Source organism: Shimia sp. NS0008-38b (assembly GCF_040370365.1).
Lineage (GTDB): Bacteria > Pseudomonadota > Alphaproteobacteria > Rhodobacterales > Rhodobacteraceae > Shimia.
The window spans coordinates 1,151,989-1,169,260 of record NZ_BAABWQ010000001.1 but is presented as its reverse complement, the minus strand read 5'-3'; the positions used below and the strand labels follow the sequence as shown (position 1 = coordinate 1,169,260).

The window sequence follows — 17,272 nt, the reverse complement described above, 5'->3', positions numbered from 1 at the left end:
ACTTAACGCAAGTGGGGTCTGCTAAATGCTGACGGACAAACGCATTCTTCTGATTGTAGCCGGTGGAATCGCAGCCTTTAAGTCTCTTGAACTGATCCGACGGTTGCGAGAACGCGGTGCATGGGTGACGCCGGTTTTGACACGGGCGGCGGAAGAGTTTGTAACGCCTTTGTCGATGTCCTCATTGGCTGGCGAAAAAGTATACCGAGATTTGTTTGATCTGACGGACGAAGCTGAGATGGGCCATATCCAGTTGTCGCGCTCTGCAGATTTGATCGTCGTGGCGCCGGGCACGGCTGATCTAATGGCAAAAATGGCGCACGGTTTGGCGAATGATCTTGCGTCAGCTTTGCTTTTGGCGACGGACACGCCGGTGTTGGTGGCGCCTGCGATGAATGTACGTATGTGGGAACATCCAGCGACGCAGCGCAATTTTGCGCGGTTGAAACAGGATGGCATTTGTTTTGTGGGCCCCAATGAAGGCGACATGGCATGCGGGGAGTTTGGCCCCGGTCGCATGAGCGAGCCGATGGAAATTGTACATGCAATTCAAGGGGCTCTGTCTGAAGGGCCTCTGCTGGGACGGCGGATCTTGGTCACGTCCGGGCCGACACATGAGCCGATTGATCCAGTACGCTATATCGCCAACCGCTCGTCGGGGGCACAAGGGAGCGCGATTGCTGAGGCGTTGGTTAAGCTGGGCGCAGAAGTGGTGTTTGTGACCGGCCCGGCGGCCGCTGCACGGCCGAAAGGCGTGCACTTGGTCGAGGTTGAAACCGCTCAAGAGATGCTGCGTGCCGTACAGGGGAGTCTGCCTGCGGATGCCGCGATTTTCTGCGCGGCTGTAGCTGATTGGCGGGTTAGCAGTGCTTCAGGTAGCAAGATTAAGAAAACCAAAGCCGGAGTGCCCGCGTTGGAATTCGCTGAGAATCCAGACATCTTGGCGACTGTGAGTCAGATGGGTGAGGGACGGCCCAGCTTGGTGGTTGGTTTTGCCGCCGAAACCGACGATGTGATCGACAACGCCACGTCCAAACGTATCCGTAAGGGATGTGACTGGATTGTCGCCAATGATGTTCGGCCAGAAACCGGGATTATGGGGGGGAGCGAGAACGCCGTGACGTTGATTTCTGACGTCGGGCCAGAAGCTTGGCCGCGTATGGATAAAGTGGCTGTGGCCGAAAAACTGGCGCTGCGTGTTGCCGAGACACTAGAGGCATGACGCGAGGTCGCGTGGCCTCTGATGCGAGATTTTGGAGTAGATAAACGATGGCAAACGTGCCGATCAAACTGAAATGGTTGGCGGGTGCGGACAGAGATGTGCCGCTGCCTTCCTATGAGACCGCAGGTGCTGCAGGCGCCGATGTGCGGGCGAATTTCGCGCCAGAGCAGCGGGATGGGATAACGCTTGTTCCGGGAGACCGTACTTTGGTGCCCACAGGTTTGTCGCTTGAGATCCCAGTTGGCTTTGAAGTGCAGATGCGGCCACGCTCTGGTCTGGCGCTAAAGCAGGGGCTGACGTTGCCAAATAGTCCGGGCACCATTGATAGCGATTATCGCGGCCCGCTGGGGGTAATCGTACTGAATGCCGGGCAAAAACCAATAAAAATCAGCCATGGGATGCGGGTTGCGCAGATGGTTGTTGCGCCTGTGGTGGTTGCAGAATTCGAATTAGAACAAGATCTTAGCGAAACCGAACGCGGGCAGGGCGGGTTTGGGTCGACGGGGATCAGCTGATGGTGTTGGTGCTTGCAATGGCGGCAGGTTTGTGGGGCGTTGGATGGGCGACGGGCGCCCCCAAAAGCGCGCGCTGGACCATGACTGGATTGCTATACCTTGCGGTCATTGGGGTGCAGGTGGCTTTTCCGCCGGAGCATCCTTTGGCAGTGGCAACTGGCGGCAGTTTGGCTATGTGGCTGATCCTTGGCGCGGTGGTGGCGATTGTCTTGTCCTATTCTTCAATTTTGCAGCGGTTGCGAACAAAAGCGGATGCTAATCTGGCGGCGCAAGAGCAGGAAGAGACGGCGCAGGAGCTGTTTAGTGAGACAGAGCTAAACCGATATGCGCGTCATATTGTGTTGCGTGAATTGGGCGGGCTAGGGCAGAAAAAACTAAAAGATGCCAAAGTGTTGGTTGTAGGCGCGGGTGGCCTTGGATCGCCAGTTTTGCTGTATTTGGCGGCGGCGGGTGTGGGGCGTATTGGGGTGGTGGACGACGACGTGGTCGACAATTCCAATCTACAGCGGCAAGTGATCCACACGGATGCTGCAATTGGGACACCAAAGGTGCTGTCGGCGGCAGAGGCGATGACGGCGCAGAACCCCTTTGTGGAGGTGGTGCCCTATCCGCGTCGTTTGACCGTAGATGACGCAGAAGAAATCATTGGGGAATACGATCTGGTGCTGGATGGCACAGACAATTTTGACACGCGATATATGGTCAATGAGGTTTGCGTGACTCAAGGCAAGCCTTTGATTTCAGGGGCGCTTTCACAATGGGAAGGCCAATTGAGCGTTTTTGATGTTGCCAATGGAACGCCCTGTTATCACTGTATTTTTCCCGAAGCGCCTGCCCCAGAACTGGCACCAAGTTGTTCAGAGGCTGGGGTGGTAGGGCCCTTGCCAGGTGTGGTGGGCACAATGATGGCAGCAGAGGCAATTAAGGTCATCACCGGTGCAGGGGCTGCGTTGCGCGGCGAGATGATGATCTATGACGCGCTGTGGGGAGAGACCCGAAAAATTGGGCTAAAACCCCGTGCGGATTGTCCGACCTGTGGCGGCAAAAAACGCTGATTTTCGACGTCGGTATTGCGTCTGTATCTCGGCTGTTTTGCAGCTGTGGCGATGCGTGCACATGAATGCTCATCTCGGCATGTTTGCGTTCATAAATGCACGATCAGGCGAGGCGGATTGCACCTTCTGAGAGGCGTGCCTAGGGTATGCGCAAAGGAGATTCACCTGATGACAAATCCGCTTCTGTCCGACTGGGACACCCCGTTCAAATTGGCCCCGTTTGACAAAATTTCAGACACCGATTTTGCCCCCGCCTTTGAGGAGGCTTTGATTGCACATAAAGCCGAGGTTGATGCCATTGCCGACAGTGCGGAGTCGCCGAGCTTTGCCAACACAATTGAGGCCATGGAAGTTGCAGGTGAAAGCCTGAACAAAGTGCTGTCGGTGTTCTTCTCCGTGGCCGGCGCCGACAGCAACCCGGCGCGCGAAGATCTGCAGCGTGCGTTTTCGCCAAAGCTGGCGGCGCATTCGGCAGAGATTTCGGCCAACAAAGCGCTGTTTGGCCGGATCAAAACTGTTTGGGAGGCGCGGGACTCCCTTGATCTGAGTGAAGAGCAGCAGCGGGTCCTGATGCTAACCCATCGTGGATTTGTGCGCGGTGGCGCAGCGCTGGAAGGCGCGGATGACGATCGCATGAAAGAGATCAAAGGCCGTTTGGCCGTGTTGGGCACAGAGTTCACGCAGAACCTTTTGGCGGACGAGCGGTCGTGGTTCATGCCGCTGGCAGAAGGTGATCTGGAGGGATTACCCGACTTTGCCATCGATGCAGCGCGGGCCGCAGGTGAGGAGAAAGAGGCCGGTGGGCCCGTTGTGACCTTATCGCGTTCTATCATTGTGCCGTTTCTGCAATTCTCACCCCGCCGCGATTTGCGGGAGAAGGCTTTTGCAGCTTGGGTGGCACGCGGCGCCAATGGGGGTGAGACCGACAATCGCGCCATTGCGGGTGAGATTTTGGCGCTGCGTCAAGAGCGTGCACAGCTGTTGGGGTACGACAGTTTTGCTGACTACAAGCTGGAAACAGAGATGGCCAAGACGCCGGAAGCTGTGCGCGGCTTGTTGATGGATGTCTGGGCCCCGGCCAAAGCGCAGGCCGAGGCTGATGCGGCGGTGTTGACCGAGATGATGCATGCGGATGGTGTGAATGGTGACTTGGCCCCTTGGGACTGGCGCTATTATGCGGAAAAGCGTCGTAAGGCAGAGCATGATCTGGATGAGGCGACGCTAAAGCCGTATCTGCAGCTTGACCGGATGATTGCGGCGAGCTTTGACTGTGCCACCAAGCTGTTTGGGCTTAAGTTCAGAGAACTGGACGTGCCGCTCTATCACGACGATTGCCGTGCCTGGGAAGTGACCCGCGATGGCGCGCATGTGGCGGTGTTTATTGGAGACTATTTCGCACGAGGCGGAAAACGCTCGGGGGCTTGGTGCTCTGCGATGCGCGGACAAGCGAAATTCCCAGAGGTGCAGGGGCCGGTTGTGATCAATGTCTGCAATTTTGCAAAGGCTGATCCGGCGTTGTTGTCCTATGATGACGCGCGCACGCTGTTCCATGAATTTGGCCACGCATTGCATCAGATGTTGTCCAATGTGACCTATGAAAGTGTTTCAGGCACTTCGGTGGCGCGTGATTTTGTAGAGCTGCCAAGCCAGTTGTATGAACATTGGCTTGAGGTGCCAGAGGTGTTGGCCGAATTTGCCACCCATGCAGACACGGGCGAGGCGATGCCCGCGGCGATGCTCAAGAAAGTGCTGGGCGCGGCCAATTTCGATCAGGGCTTCGCAACCGTGGAATATGTGGCATCAGCATTGGTTGATTTGGCGTTCCATGAGGGGGATGCACCGAGTGACCCAATTGCCAAGCAAGCCGAACTTTTGACTGAGCTGGGTATGCCTGCTGCGATCACCATGCGCCATGCTACACCGCATTTTGCGCATGTGTTTGCTGGGGATGGCTACAGCTCTGGCTACTACAGTTACATGTGGTCTGAGGTGATGGATGCTGATGCGTTTGAAGCCTTTGAAGAGGCCGGAAGCGCCTTTGACCCTGAAACCGCCAAGGCGCTTGAAACTCATATCTTGTCCACGGGGGGATCGGTAGACGCTGCAGCGCTTTACAAGCGGTTCCGTGGGCGGTTGCCCGGCGTTGACGCGCTTTTGAAGGGGCGCGGTTTGGCGGCCTAACGCGGCCAACAACCTCAGCATTTGAATGAAGCCCGCGCCAAGAATATTGGCGCGGGTTTTCCTCGGTCGTTCTGGGCTTAGCCGATCACGTCATGGCCGCGGTTCTGCATACAGCGGATCAGGACGTTGCGACGCTCATCCTCCGTTGCAGAGGCGTTTTCTGCGGAGCCAACCAACCCGCCAATGGCGGCCCCGGCCAAGGCGCCTTCCCATTCATCATCCGCCTCAAGCGCGCCAATGGCCGCGCCGATTGCGGCACCTGCTGCGGCGGATTGCATGCCTGCGCCGTTGGTGAAGGAGGCCGCTTGCGCATGGCAGGCGTTGTAGTCGCCATCAAAATGAGCGTTGCGCGTACCGTCCACGGTGAGGGGGCGATCAACAGGAGAAGTACAAGCGCCCAAGCCAAGGGTGATGGAGGCAAGCAAGCAAACGGTCAGCGTGTTGTGTGTCATGGGTGAGTCCTTTTTGAAATCAGTCTTGTCTGTGATGGCGGCTATCTAAGGCTGGCTGTTTTTCATTTCAAGCGGAAAGTTTTATGTTTTACGAAAAACATTGCATGTTTTGTTTAATTGATTTAGTGAGGCGCAACAACTTTTGGAGCAAAAACATGAAATTACTTGCCCGTCTGGCCATGTTGGTCACGATTTTGGTGTTCAGTTTTGGGGTGGCCGTTTTGTGGATCACTGCGTTTCTTGGCGAGACAGAGATGCTGATGGACACGCTTGAGCTGCCACTTGATACGCCTGTGGCGCCTATGTGGGCGTTGATTGTTGGGTTGGGCATGATGCTGTTGGCATTGGGGTGTTTGGCGGCTGCGTTTTGGGCGCTGGACAGGATTTTGGTGCTGCGCGATCCAAGAGGCTTTGCGACGTTGGCGCTGTATCTGCGGCGCTGCGCCTATGCGTTTATGGCGTTTTGGGTGAGCAACACAGTGATCTTGAGTCTGTTGCCGGTGTTGCTGACACTGCACCTGCCAGCAGAACAACGCCCAACGTCAGAGCTGTTCCCGCTGGACATCGAGATCGTGTTTCTGGTTTTAGCGGTGGTGTTTCTGGCGATCAGTCAATCGCTGCGGCAGGCCCAAGACATTGCCGATGAAAACAGCCAATTCCTTTGAGGAGATCTCATGCCGATACGCATCAACCTTGATATGGAACTGGTGAAACGCAAGATGACCTCGCGCGAGCTGGCGCAGGCGATTGGATTGACAGAAACCAACCTGAGCCTGCTGAAATCAGGCAAGGTGAAGGGGATACGCTTCAATACATTAGAGGCGATCTGCGCACACCTTGGCTGTCAGCCGGGCGATATTCTGGAATATGAACCGGAGGAGACATAGGCAGAGACACTGATCGCGGGATGGTGAGGTGTGCTGCGACCTGGTCAGGCGGAGCTGGTTGGCGCCGCAATCTGACTGTTCAGAGCAAAGGCGCCGTTCTGGACGCGTCCTCCAATCAGAAATCCTGGCGTGCGGACTTCGGGAAACTTATCCACCCAGTCGCGGTAACGGTCATTTGTCACAACCCCAGCATCCAGATCCCGTGCTGCCTGTAGGATGTATGCGTCCGCAATTGTGCCCTTGGGCACGACAAAACACTCGTCGGTTTTTAATTTCAATAACTTGGCGAACTCATCGTCGTCAATGTAGCGCTGAAAAAGCACATGACCTGCGGAGGCGTCAAAGATGACGCCAACTTTGAAGCCTTTGTTTCGGAGATGGTCAACCAACCGTTGCACGGTTTGAATGTCGGGCGTGTTTTCTTTCCAGAACATCACGTTGGAGCCATCGACGATGAGCATGTCTGCCGAGCTGGTTGGCGCCGCTTCAGGTCGCTTGCGCCGCCTTGTTAGCAGAAGAACGATCAGCATTGAGGCCACACTTGCGGCGCCAAGGGCAATAGACGTCGGGATGATGTTGAGTTGTATGGTTGCGGCGGTCACAATGGCGACCGCCACAAAAAATACAGAAATTGCGAGGTACACACGCAAAATCGAGCCTTTTAGATCGTCTGATCGTAGTCGCCCACGCCGGGTTCGGTGCGGATAACCGCATCAATGTCGGCGAAGATGGCGCGCATCTCTTCTTCGCTGTCGTTGCTTTCGATCACCACCACCAAGTTTGGTGTGTTGGAGCTGGCGCGTACAAGACCCCAGCTTCCATTGTCCAAAATCACGCGCGCGCCGTTCACGGTCACCACCTCTTTGATGGCACGACCAGCAAAGGTGTCACCGGCCTCAAATTTTGCGACAAGCTTGGCCACCAGACGCTCAAGAATGTCGTATTTCTCGGTGTCAGCAGCATAGGGGGACATGGTTGGTGTGGACCATGTTTTGGGCAGGGCTTTGCGCATGTCTGACATTTTCATGTCTGGGTTGCGGTCCAGCATTTTGCAGACCTCAACTGCAACCCGCATGCCGCAGTCATAGCCGCGCCCGATTGGTTCCGCGAGAAAGTAGTGGCCGGATTTTTCAAAGCCGGCCAAGGCGCCCAATTCATGTACGCGGCGCTTCATATGGCTGTGGCCGGTTTTCCAGTAATCGGTTTTGGCACCGGTCGCCAACAAGTCAGGGTCAGCGGCATAGAGCCCGGTGGATTTCACATCTGCTACAAAGGTCGCGTTGGGGTAAATTTTGCCAAGGTCTTTGGCCATGATCACGCCAACTTTGTCGGCAAAAATCTCTTCGCCTTCGTCGTCCACAACGCCACAGCGGTCACCATCACCATCAAACCCAAGCGCCAAATCGGCGCCAGATTTTTTCACGCTGTCTGACATGTCATGCAGCATTTCCATGGCTTCGGGGTTTGGGTTGTAGTGCGGGAAGGTATAGTCGAGATCACAGTGGCTATCGACAATCTCGACCCCAATGCGTTTGAAGATTTCCGGCGCAAAGGCGGCGGCGGTGCCGTTGCCCGTTGCGCAGACGACTTTCAGTGGGCGCGACATTTTGAAATCGCCAACCAGATCGTCAATGTAGGCTTCGCGTACCCCATCGATGATTTCATGTTTGCCCCCGTCATGGGCATCAAAATCGCCATTGAGCACAATGTCGCGAAGCTCGCCCATTTCATCGGGGCCATGTGTCAGTGGCTTTTCAAAACCCATTTTCACGCCGGTCCAGCCATTGGGGTTGTGAGAGGCGGTGACCATTGCCACCGCGGGCGCGTCCAGATGGAATTGCGCAAAATAGGCCATTGGGGACAACGCCGGGCCGATGTCTTTCACGTGAATGCCGGCCTTCATAAGGCCAACGATCAGTGCCATTTTGATGGCCACGGAGTAATCACGGTAGTCATTGCCAACGGCGATCACAGGCTCAATACCCCTGCGGCGCATCTGAGTGCCAAGGCCGAAGCCAAGCGCAGTCATGCCGGGAAGATTGATCGCTTCTGGGTACTGCCAGCGGGCATCATATTCGCGAAACCCTGTGGGGGCGATCATCGGGTCACGCAGGAATTCCCAGGTGTTTGGGCGCACGTCAGGCGATGGCTTTTTCATGAAAGTGTCTTTCTTGCTCTAAATGGTCTTGGTCAAATCTGAATCGGGTGGGCTTTTGCCAGCGCATCAAAGCGCATCAATGTGTCAATGAGATGAGGCATTTGGTCAAGATGGATCATATTTGGACCATCAGATGGTGCCGTGTCCGGATCTTGGTGCGTTTCGATGAAAACAGCAGCAGTTCCAATACTCACAGCGGCCCGCGCCATGACCGGGGCGAATTCACGTTGCCCGCCAGAGCTGCCGCCTTGGCCGCCGGGTTGTTGCACGGAATGAGTGGCATCCATCACCACCGGGTAGCCGGTTTTGGCCATTTGGGGCAGGGAGCGCATGTCCGCCACAAGCGTGTTGTAGCCAAAAGAGGTGCCTCGTTCCGTCAGCAGGATGTTGGTGTTGCCCGTGCTCTCGATCTTGGTGACGATATTGCCCATCTCCCAAGGGGCCAGAAACTGTCCCTTTTTGACATTCACCGCGGCGCCGGTGTTGCCTGCGGCCAAGAGCATGTCGGTTTGGCGACACAGGAAGGCGGGGATTTGCAGAATATCCACGGCCTCAGCGGCCACGGCACATTGTTCTTCGGTGTGCACATCGGTCAGGACCGGAACGCCAAAGTCGCGGCGGATGCCATCCAGTACAGCCAGACCAGCCTCAATGCCCAAGCCGCGCACCCCCGAAAGTGAGGTGCGATTGGCCTTATCATAGCTCGCCTTGAACACATATTGGGCGCCCGCTGCTGCGCAGGCCTCTTTCATCGTGCCCGCGATCATTTCAGCGTGGTCTTTGCTTTCCAGCTGACATGGGCCAGCAATGACCGTCAGGGGAAGGTCATTGCCTATGGCGAGATCACCAACTTTGACATGTTTCATTACGAGGACACCTGTTCTCTGAGGATGGACGCGGTGAGCGAAATCATCAGATAGATGCCTGAAAAGATCAGGAAGGCCAAGACTGTGTTCTCAAAGCTGCGTGGATAAGACGGGTCCTCAGAGGCCACAGGTTCCACCGAGGTGGTCAAGTACCGGACCTGACGGTTGGCCTCCAACTCGGTTTGTTTGAGCGTTTGCAGGGCGGATTGCATCAGAACGTCCGCGGTTGCCAAATCGGCTTGGGCCATTTGGATTTGCGCGGTTTTCTGCGCAAGCGAGCTTTCCCCAGCGGTGGCTTCGGTCATTTTGCTTTCCAGCCGAGATAGCAGGCTTTGCAGACGACCCACATCGCCACGCACGCCCTCTAGCCGGGCTTGGTTGGGGCGGGTGTTGTCTTCCAGCGCGGCCAGTTGCAGCTCTTTTTCTTGCAGTTGGATCTGCACATTGGAAATTTGTTGCCGCAAGGATGCAATCAACCCTTCAGGGTCCAGAACAGAAGTTTCCTGCAGGGACACAAGTGCAGCTTGAGCGTCGCGCCGGTCGCTGGCAGCTTTGTTGAGGCTCTCGCGGGCATCACTGACCTGATCTTCGCGTTTGCGTTGGGACAGGTCGTCCACCCGGGTTTCCGCATATCCTATCAGCGCTTGGGCAAAACGTGCGGAGGTGCTCGGGTCCGGCGAGGAAACCTCCATGCGGATCACGCCCTCTGTGGGATCGTAGCCGATCTTCACGTATTTTTTGTAGATTTTATAGGCGTCTTCGCTGGACGCGTCGGTATCAAGCCTTTGAATAGGGTCGATGTTGGGCTGGCTGAACGTGGTTTTAAAACCCTCGTCCCGATCAAGTCGCAACATGGCGTCTTTGGAGGCCAGATAGCTTTGGGTGGCGATGCTGTCTTGATTGGTGGCGAATTGTGTGCCCGACAACAGGCTGCCAAGACCGGCGCCACCTGCGTTGTCCGCTTGCAGGATCAGGAACTCGGACTTTGTGGAATACATCGGCGTGGCGACAGAAAAGAAATACCAGCCGGCAAACGCCGTGGGTAGAAAAACAAAGGCTGACAGACGCGCCAGCAACAGCAATAGGCGGCGGCGGCGGCGGCGTGCGATGTCCTTTTGGATCTCGCCAATTTCCAGCGCGCGCATTTCTGAGGGCGACATGGTCTCAGTGGAGGGCAGGTTTGCCTGTCCAATGGGCATGGTTTGCGGCAATTGCACACGGCCGCCCGCAACCTGCTTCTGATTTTTGTCAGAGGGTATCAAATCCAGCATGTTTGTGCGCTGAAACGGATCAATACCTGCCTCGCGCAATAGGCGCACAGCGTCGTAATCAGAGGTGGCCGCAAGGCCATTTTTCTGCGCCATACGGCGTGCCATACGCAGCTGGCGACCGGTCAACCCTTCGCCTTTGATGGCGTCAATTGCAGCTTCGGCACCTTGGGGCGTGGGGGGATTGGCTGCAGCTTTTGGTGCGGCCTGTGTGGGGGACGTGGTCGCCTGCGGCTGTGCTTTGGGCGCGCGCTTGGGGGTCGGTGTCGCCAGTTTCATGGCGCGGGGGGGCTGGCCGGGAGGCTGCGCACCCTGAGGTGGGCGCGCCTGCGCCTGAGGATGTTCCACGGGGGTCTGAGCGGGGGCAGGTGGGCTCATGGGGGCCGCAGGGCCATCGGTGCCGCTTGCGACCGCGGGTTGTTCAGCCATGGCGGCGGCAGGGGCCGCTGAGGATTCCGACCTGCGGATGCGGAACTTCTTAGCCTTGGGTTTGGTAGTCATAGAGCTGCTTTGCCTCTTCCAAGGTGTCGAACATATAGAGCTTGCCGTTCATCAGCACTGCGGCGGAACGAGCAAATTTTTCCAGCACGTCAGGCTGGTGTGACACGATAACAATAGTGGTGGTGCGCAGGCGTTCACGGAGCACGTCGCCTGCTTTTTTGTTGAACTCCACATCGGTGGAGGAGGGCATGCCTTCGTCGATCAGGTACATGTCAAAATCAAGCGCCAGCATCAGAGCGAAGGTGAAGCGGGAGCGCATGCCGGACGAATAGGTGCCAAGCGGTTGGTCGAAGTATTCCCCAAGATTGCACAGCCAGCGACAGAAGGCTTCGACGTAATCCGGGTCAAGCCCATAGAGCCGCGCGATGTAACGGCTGTTTTCCACGGCCGTGTGTTTGCTGACAACGCCGCCCATGAAGCCAAGCGGAAAGGAAATGCGGCAATCGCGGCGGATCACACCTTCATCCGGTTTTTCCAACCCCGCCATCATATTGATCAGAGTGGTTTTGCCGGTGCCGTTGGGCGCCAAAATGCCCAGAGAATTGCCCAGTTCAACGCGAAACGAAACACGCTCAAGGATCACCTTGCGCTGCGTGCCGGTCCAAAAGGACTTACTCACATTGTCAAACTCGAGCATGCACTGCTCCTGAAACTGCTCATGTGTGTCTGTACAGTATGACACTATAAGACACCAAGGTTAACGCTCTGTCGGCGTTTTGCGTCACTATGGGTGATCAGGAGGGGGCTTAGCAACTCTCTGAAGCTGGATTGCAGCGAGAAATGTGGAAAATTGCAACGGAAATGCGGGTGAAAATTCACATGTTAAGGTTTGGTGCGGCTCAATTGCCAAAAACGGACCAAGGCAGACGGGCGCCACACGCAAGCCGGCGCAGCCTGAGCTGCGCCGGTGATGAGAGGTCTTAAGGGGTGATGCGCAGAGGTTATGCGATGGTTTGCCAAACGCTGCCAGCGATCAGCGCACCAAGCATCGCATAGCCCATGTAGGCTGCAAAAACGCGTGGCTTTACCAGTGCCCAGACCGCGATCGCTGCGGGGATACAGCTCACCCCTCCTGCGATCACAAACGACATCGCGGCACCGTTTGACATGCCCTGTTCCAAAAGGCCGGCAACAAGTGGTACCGCTGCGTAGCCATTCAAGTAGGCCGGTGCCCCCACCAAAGCGCCAAGCAGGATCGGTTGGAAGCCTTCGCCGCCCAGCACCTGTGCAATCCATTCAGCGGGCACATAGGTGAGCATCAAAGCTTCGATCACATAAGCGAGCGTCAGCCACTTCAGCAGGAACAAGCCGTTCTCCAGAGAGGTGTCGCGGAAAACACTGCGCCGCTCTTCTTCCTTCCAAAACTTCCATTCTGGTTTCGCAGAGAACGGTTTCTTCACGCCGCAGCAGCCACCAACCTGCGGCTTTTCACGCAGGGGATCAGTGAACACAGGGGTTGATTTCAGCAGCATGGTGCCAAAACCACCAAGCATCCCCAGACCAACGGCTGACACGGCTTTGGCAATCGCAAATTCATAGCCCAACGTGCCCGAAGTGATCGCGAACATCGCCGGATCCATCAGGGGGGAGGCAAGCCAAAACGCCATGACAGCTGAGAGCGGCGCGCCCACTGCAAGCAAGGCGGCGATAAAGGGGATGACCTCACATGAGCAAAACGGTGAGAGCCCGCCAAGCAAAGCCGCGAAGAGGATCATGCGGGTTTCACGTCCCTCAAAAGCTTTGGCCAACAGATTTTCTGCGCCGGTGGCTTTCAAATACCCAATCGCAAATACGGCAAATAAAATGAAGGGAGCGGTGTGCAGGAGCGCGTCGGCGGTAAAGGCCACGGTTGGGACAAATTGAGGGGTGTCCAGAATGGCGACAGCCAACAAGATGAGCACTACTGCAAGCCAGGCTTTGTCGACTTTGGCAAGCCGCGCTCCAAAGGGAGAGGGGGATTGAGTGGTATCAGCCATGGGAATGGTCCTTGTCTGGGCTGGTGCTGTCTGCGCAGCATTCTTTGAGGAGGAATTCGGAGAGCTCCTGCACCGCGCCATACGCAACGGCGGCGCAGATGATCGAGCGGCCTTGTTTCACTTGGGCCACAAGCCCTGCTTGGGCCAAGATTTTCATATGGTGGGTTAAGGTGGATCCGGTGACGCCGCTGCGCTGTCCAAGATCGCCGATTGAGAGGCCTTCTTCGCCTGCGCGCACCAAGCAGCGCAGAACCGAAAGCCTCTGTTCAGAGCCCAGCGCCGCAAAAGTTGAGGCTGCGCGCTCCAATGAGATATCTGTGGGATCAGTGTGTTTCATATTTCTAAAAATATCGAAATAAATGAGTCGCGCAAGCTTTTATTTCGATAATTGTCGAAATAACTTCTGCCGGGTATCAGAGGGCATGAGTTTGAGTGACAAAATCCGTGCCTGTAACATCTGTGCTGATCGCTTTGCAGCAACCGCCACCGCGCATCACCCCAGGCCCGTGGCGTGGTTTCAACAGGGCGCCAAGGTGCTGGTGGTGGGGCAGGCCCCGGGCGCGCGCGTGCACGAAAGCGGTCGACCGTTCACCGATCCAAGCGGTGATCGATTGCGGGCGTGGATGGGTGTGGAACCGTCTGAATTTTATGACAAAACACGTGTTGCCATCGTGCCCATGGCGTTTTGCTTTCCGGGCTATAACGCCAAAGGCAGTGATCTTCCGCCGCCGCCGATTTGTGCCAGAACATGGCGCGCGATGGTGATGGACGAACTGGGAGACATCCCGTTGACATTGGTGATTGGCGGCTACGCGCAAAAGTGGCATCTCGGCACAAAGGTTGGTGTCACCGACACTGTGGCGGCGTGGCGAGATTTTGCCCCTAACGTCTTTCCCTTGCCACATCCCTCGTGGCGCAATACGGCATGGTTGAAAAAGAATCCGTGGTTTGAGGCTCAACTTTTGCCGTCTCTACAGACCCGTATAAAGGAGGCTCTGTCATGAGCGATCTGACCCCACTTGATCAGGCGCATGCCTCCATGGAGGCCGCCACCCAGGACGATGCCGCGCGCCTGCGATTTTACGAGCGGCTGGCGGATGCAGAGTTGTTTCTTTTACTCGAGAAAGAGCCTGAGAACGACAAGATTGCGCCGGAGGTGTTTGAAACCTCTGACGCGCGGTTTGTGCTGGTGTTTGATACGGAGGAGCGGCTGTCAGAGTTTGTTGGGCGTGCGGCGCCTTACGTTGCCCTGTCGGGGCGGGCGATTGCAAACATGCTTGCAGGCCAAGGCATTGGTCTGGCGGTGAACCCAGAAGTGGCACCCTCGGCGATTTTGATCCCCAATGAGGCGTTGGGGTGGTTGTCAGAGACGCTGACCCATGCGCCCGAAGAGGTAGAGGCCAAAATCGAGAGTTTCTTGGCTCCTGCGGGACTGCCAGAACAGCTCATTGCGGCGCTTGATACAAAACTGTCGACCACGGCCGGGTTGGCCAAAATGGCTTACTTGGTGGGCACAACATATGAAAGCGGTATGCGTTCTCATATGTTGGGTTTTGTCGAAGCGATGCCCGGAGCGGAAGAGGCCTTGGCGCAGGCCGTCAGTGAGGTGCTCACATTTTCAGGCATTGAGGCCGGTGCTTTGGATGTGGGGTTCTTTGCCGCAACGGATCCCGTGGCCGCACAGCTCGCCCGTGCGGGATTGCGTTTTGATTTGCCAGAGCCACCGCAGGCGCAAGAGCATGCGCCAGCCGCGCCGGGCCGTAATCCGGATCAGCCGCCCAAGTTGCGTTAAAGACGCGATGCGTTCAGATGCTTGAGCGTGGTGGCGCAGCGACAAAAGAGGCTGCGCCTAGGCCGCTTACCTCTAGTATCCTGAGCTGCGGTCAACCAAATGCAAAAGCGGCTCACCGGTCTCTCCACGCCGCACGTTCTCAACAATCACCTGGCTTGCCGTACTCACCCGTGTTTCTGAGGCGATATGAGGCGTCACGGTGACATTGGGATGTGCCCAATAAGGATGGTCTGCAGGAAGCGGTTCTATGCGAAACACATCCAACGTCGCATGGGCAATATGGCCGCTTTTGAGTGCTGCCAGCAATGCGTCGTCGTCAATCAGCGGCCCGCGTCCCGGGTTGATGATCATTGCCCCTTTTGGCATTTGTGCGAGACGTTCGGTATTCAGCAGGTTCTCGGTCGCTGCGGTTTTCGGCAGAAGGAGCACCAGAATGTCAGCGCGCTCAAGAGCCTCAGCCAGCCCGTCATCGCCATGAAGACATGAGACACCTTCGACGGTTTTGGGACCGCGACTCCAACCGGTCACGTCAAAACCCACCTGAGCTATGGTGCGCGCGCAAGCGCTGCCCAATGCGCCCATGCCAAGCACCGTCACGCGGCGCTCGGCCGCCAAAGGTGGAACATGGGGCTGCCACGTGCCGTCCTGTACAAGGATGTTGCGGTCCATGCCCAAATGATAGCGCATCACATGACCCAAGACCCATTCGATCATACCTTGGGTCATGCCGGGGTCGACCATACGTGCAAGTGGGATGTTCAGGGTTGTGTTGCCGACGATGCTTTCCACCCCGGCCCATATGTTGAGCACGGCTTTACACCGTGTGTAGGGCGTAAAATCCTGTACTGTGCTGTTGGGCGCATAGACGATATAGTCGACGTCCTCAGGTGGGAAATCTTGACGCAAATTTGCCGCAAGACCTGCATCGGTCAGGGCGCGCTTCAGCGGCGCTTCATAGTCGGCCCAGCGCTCTTCTGTGGCGGCAAACAGGATGTTGATCATGTGGCGAACACTCCGGATATATCGGCAAAGCCTTTGATTTCGATTGGATTCCCTGAAGGGTCGCGGAAGAACATTGTGCTTTGTTCGCCCGGCTCCCCTGCAAAACGTGTAAAGGGTGCCAACACAAAATCAACCCCTGCATCTTGCAGGCGCTGGGCCAGAACATCCCACTCGGCTTTGGGCAGGATCACCCCAAGATGCGGCATTGGCACAAGGTGGTCGCCGACGTGCCCGGTGGCGGCTGTGGCAAAAGGCGCGCCGATGTGAAGCGACAGTTGATGGCCGAAAAAGTTGTAGTCGACCCAGCTGTCAGTGCTGCGGCCTTCTTTGCAGCCTAGCAGGTCGCCGTAAAAGGCGCGGGCCTGATCTAGGTCGCGCACGTTGTAGGCAAGGTGAAAAATGCTCATGAGGGGTCCTGTTTGTGCAAGAAATGGCGTTGGCCTAGGCGTAAAAGGCCCCCTCAATTTAGTCTAGCTTATTTTTGATTATTCAAACATAAGAAAAACTATGGATATACGGTTTGTCGAAACGCTCCTGATGGCAATTGAAGAGGGCTCTCTGGCGGCAGCTGCCCGCCAACAAGCCATTACACCCGCCGCCGCATCACAGCGGGTGGCTGCACTGGAGGCACAAATGCGCGTGCCGCTGTTGGTGCGTGATGGGCGATACATGTCTGCGACCCCGGAATGCGAAGCTTTACTGTCAGACCTGCGCCAGATGGTGATCCTCAGATCAGGACTGGAAGGTCGATTGGCCGAAAAACGTTTGGTCGGGCCGCTCCGACTTGGGGCGATTTCAACCGCGTTGAGTGATTTTGGCCCGGCGTTGATCCAGCAGTTGCGCCGTGATGCCCCCGAGGTTGAGCTTATGCTCAGCCCGGCGAGTTCCGCTGAGGTCTTCGCCCAGTTTGAGGCTGGACGCCTTGATGCGGGGGTGTTGGTTGCGCCGCCGTTTGCCTTGCCCAAAACCATGCGGTTTGACGTGTTGGCGCAGCAACCCATTGGTCTTCTTCAAAAGCCAGGCACACCTCAGAGCATGCCGTTTTTGGTTTATAGCCGCGCGGCCTGGGGGGAGCGTTGTGTTGGCGTGCATTGCTTGCGCATGCGCCAACGCCACAGGTGCTCTGTGACATGGATGCTGTGGAAATCCTCGCGCAAATGGTGGCAGATGGCCTTGGACAGGCAGTCTTGCCGCGGTGGGGCGGGTTAGAGCGTCACCACCCAAATCTTTCGTTTCGGCCTCTCTCTGAAACAAGCCGCGAGGTGGGCCTGTTGAGTTGGGCGCGCGACAGCCGTCGACCGGTGATGGAATTGTTGCGGCAAACCCTTCATACGTTGGATGTCTAGGCTCAGCTTGCTGAGCCACGCCCAAAATGGCTCTGGCGCCCGGCAGGGCGT

At 56.7% G+C, this 17,272-nt stretch carries 20 protein-coding genes; 10 read left to right on the top strand and 10 right to left on the bottom strand.

The annotated features are described in order from the left end of the window. Positions 1-25 precede the first annotated feature (25 nt). The 4 genes from coaBC (at position 26) to ABWV47_RS05670 (ending at position 4,973) form a co-directional block, all read left to right on the top strand. Complete coding sequence (gene coaBC / locus ABWV47_RS05685; protein WP_353309318.1) at positions 26-1,222, top strand: bifunctional phosphopantothenoylcysteine decarboxylase/phosphopantothenate--cysteine ligase CoaBC; 1,197 nt, start codon at positions 26-28, stop codon at positions 1,220-1,222. A 47-nt stretch (positions 1,223-1,269) separates the two neighbouring features. Next, on the top strand, positions 1,270-1,737 hold the full coding sequence (gene dut / locus ABWV47_RS05680) for a dUTP diphosphatase (protein ID WP_353309315.1): 468 nt from the start codon (positions 1,270-1,272) through the stop codon (positions 1,735-1,737). Next, positions 1,737-2,792, top strand: a complete 1,056-nt coding sequence (locus ABWV47_RS05675; RefSeq protein ID WP_353309313.1) for a HesA/MoeB/ThiF family protein — start codon at positions 1,737-1,739, stop codon at positions 2,790-2,792. The genes dut and ABWV47_RS05675 overlap by 1 nt, the downstream gene beginning before the upstream one ends. Positions 2,793-2,960: 168 nt before the next feature. Continuing rightward, complete coding sequence (locus ABWV47_RS05670; protein WP_353309310.1) at positions 2,961-4,973, top strand: M3 family metallopeptidase; 2,013 nt, start codon at positions 2,961-2,963, stop codon at positions 4,971-4,973. Positions 4,974-5,050: 77 nt separating this feature from the next. Here ABWV47_RS05670 and ABWV47_RS05665 read toward each other — a convergent pair whose 3' ends face one another. Beyond that, complete coding sequence (locus ABWV47_RS05665) at positions 5,051-5,425, bottom strand: YMGG-like glycine zipper-containing protein (protein ID WP_353309308.1); 375 nt, start codon at positions 5,423-5,425, stop codon at positions 5,051-5,053. 155 nt (positions 5,426-5,580) lie between these two features. On the opposite strand from ABWV47_RS05665, the gene ABWV47_RS05660 reads away from it, so the two are divergent. Together ABWV47_RS05660 and ABWV47_RS05655 are read left to right on the top strand one after the other, a co-directional pair. Then, a complete protein-coding gene (locus ABWV47_RS05660) occupies positions 5,581-6,090 on the top strand; it encodes a hypothetical protein (protein ID WP_353309305.1) in 510 nt (169 codons plus the stop codon). Between the two features lie 9 nt (positions 6,091-6,099). Further along, positions 6,100-6,312: a helix-turn-helix domain-containing protein gene (locus tag ABWV47_RS05655; protein WP_353309302.1), complete on the top strand. Its 213-nt coding sequence runs from the start codon at positions 6,100-6,102 to the stop codon at positions 6,310-6,312. Between the two features lie 44 nt (positions 6,313-6,356). Here ABWV47_RS05655 and ABWV47_RS05650 read toward each other — a convergent pair whose 3' ends face one another. The 7 genes from ABWV47_RS05650 to ABWV47_RS05620 all read right to left on the bottom strand — a co-directional run bounded on the left by ABWV47_RS05650 (position 6,357) and on the right by ABWV47_RS05620 (position 13,418). Beyond that, a complete protein-coding gene (locus ABWV47_RS05650; RefSeq protein WP_353309299.1) occupies positions 6,357-6,929 on the bottom strand; it encodes an NYN domain-containing protein in 573 nt (190 codons plus the stop codon). A gap of 44 nt (positions 6,930-6,973) precedes the next feature. After that, a complete protein-coding gene (locus tag ABWV47_RS05645) occupies positions 6,974-8,470 on the bottom strand; it encodes a phosphomannomutase/phosphoglucomutase (RefSeq protein WP_353309296.1) in 1,497 nt (498 codons plus the stop codon). Between the two features lie 32 nt (positions 8,471-8,502). Continuing rightward, the gene (gene kdsA / locus ABWV47_RS05640) at positions 8,503-9,336 is read right to left on the bottom strand and encodes a 3-deoxy-8-phosphooctulonate synthase (protein WP_353309294.1); all 834 of its coding nucleotides are present in this window, start codon (positions 9,334-9,336) and stop codon (positions 8,503-8,505) included. After that, a complete protein-coding gene (locus tag ABWV47_RS05635) occupies positions 9,336-11,105 on the bottom strand; it encodes a KpsE/RkpR family capsule polysaccharide export protein (RefSeq protein ID WP_353309291.1) in 1,770 nt (589 codons plus the stop codon). Before ABWV47_RS05635 ends, kdsA begins: the two co-directional genes overlap by 1 nt. After that, positions 11,083-11,742, bottom strand: a complete 660-nt coding sequence (locus tag ABWV47_RS05630; protein WP_353309288.1) for an ABC transporter ATP-binding protein — start codon at positions 11,740-11,742, stop codon at positions 11,083-11,085. Before ABWV47_RS05630 ends, ABWV47_RS05635 begins: the two co-directional genes overlap by 23 nt. A 304-nt stretch (positions 11,743-12,046) precedes the next feature. Beyond that, the gene (locus tag ABWV47_RS05625; protein WP_353309285.1) at positions 12,047-13,081 is read right to left on the bottom strand and encodes a permease; all 1,035 of its coding nucleotides are present in this window, start codon (positions 13,079-13,081) and stop codon (positions 12,047-12,049) included. Further along, entirely contained in the window at positions 13,074-13,418 is a 345-nt protein-coding gene (locus ABWV47_RS05620; RefSeq protein WP_353309282.1) for an ArsR/SmtB family transcription factor, read from the bottom strand. The genes ABWV47_RS05625 and ABWV47_RS05620 overlap by 8 nt, the downstream gene beginning before the upstream one ends. 85 nt (positions 13,419-13,503) lie before the next feature. Between ABWV47_RS05620 and ABWV47_RS05615 the strand changes: the two genes are divergently transcribed. Together ABWV47_RS05615 and ABWV47_RS05610 are read left to right on the top strand one after the other, a co-directional pair. After that, positions 13,504-14,085 (top strand): uracil-DNA glycosylase family protein, encoded by a 582-nt coding sequence (locus ABWV47_RS05615; RefSeq protein ID WP_353309279.1) that lies wholly within the window; start codon positions 13,504-13,506, stop codon positions 14,083-14,085. Next, positions 14,082-14,873 carry an SseB family protein gene (locus ABWV47_RS05610; protein WP_353309277.1) on the top strand — a complete coding sequence of 264 codons (792 nt, stop codon included), beginning with the start codon at positions 14,082-14,084 and terminating at the stop codon, positions 14,871-14,873. The genes ABWV47_RS05615 and ABWV47_RS05610 overlap by 4 nt, the downstream gene beginning before the upstream one ends. 72 nt (positions 14,874-14,945) lie before the next feature. Here the strand turns inward: ABWV47_RS05610 and ABWV47_RS05605 are convergent, their stop codons facing one another. After that, the gene (locus ABWV47_RS05605) at positions 14,946-15,875 is read right to left on the bottom strand and encodes a 2-hydroxyacid dehydrogenase (protein ID WP_353309275.1); all 930 of its coding nucleotides are present in this window, start codon (positions 15,873-15,875) and stop codon (positions 14,946-14,948) included. Then, positions 15,872-16,282: a VOC family protein gene (locus tag ABWV47_RS05600; RefSeq protein WP_353309272.1), complete on the bottom strand. Its 411-nt coding sequence runs from the start codon at positions 16,280-16,282 to the stop codon at positions 15,872-15,874. The genes ABWV47_RS05605 and ABWV47_RS05600 overlap by 4 nt, the downstream gene beginning before the upstream one ends. 100 nt (positions 16,283-16,382) lie before the next feature. On the opposite strand from ABWV47_RS05600, the gene ABWV47_RS05595 reads away from it, so the two are divergent. Continuing rightward, entirely contained in the window at positions 16,383-17,084 is a 702-nt protein-coding gene (locus ABWV47_RS05595) for a LysR family transcriptional regulator (RefSeq protein ID WP_353309269.1), read from the top strand. Continuing rightward, complete coding sequence (locus tag ABWV47_RS05590) at positions 17,006-17,221, top strand: type 2 periplasmic-binding domain-containing protein (protein WP_353309267.1); 216 nt, start codon at positions 17,006-17,008, stop codon at positions 17,219-17,221. The genes ABWV47_RS05595 and ABWV47_RS05590 overlap by 79 nt, the downstream gene beginning before the upstream one ends. Positions 17,222-17,272: the final 51 nt, after the last annotated feature.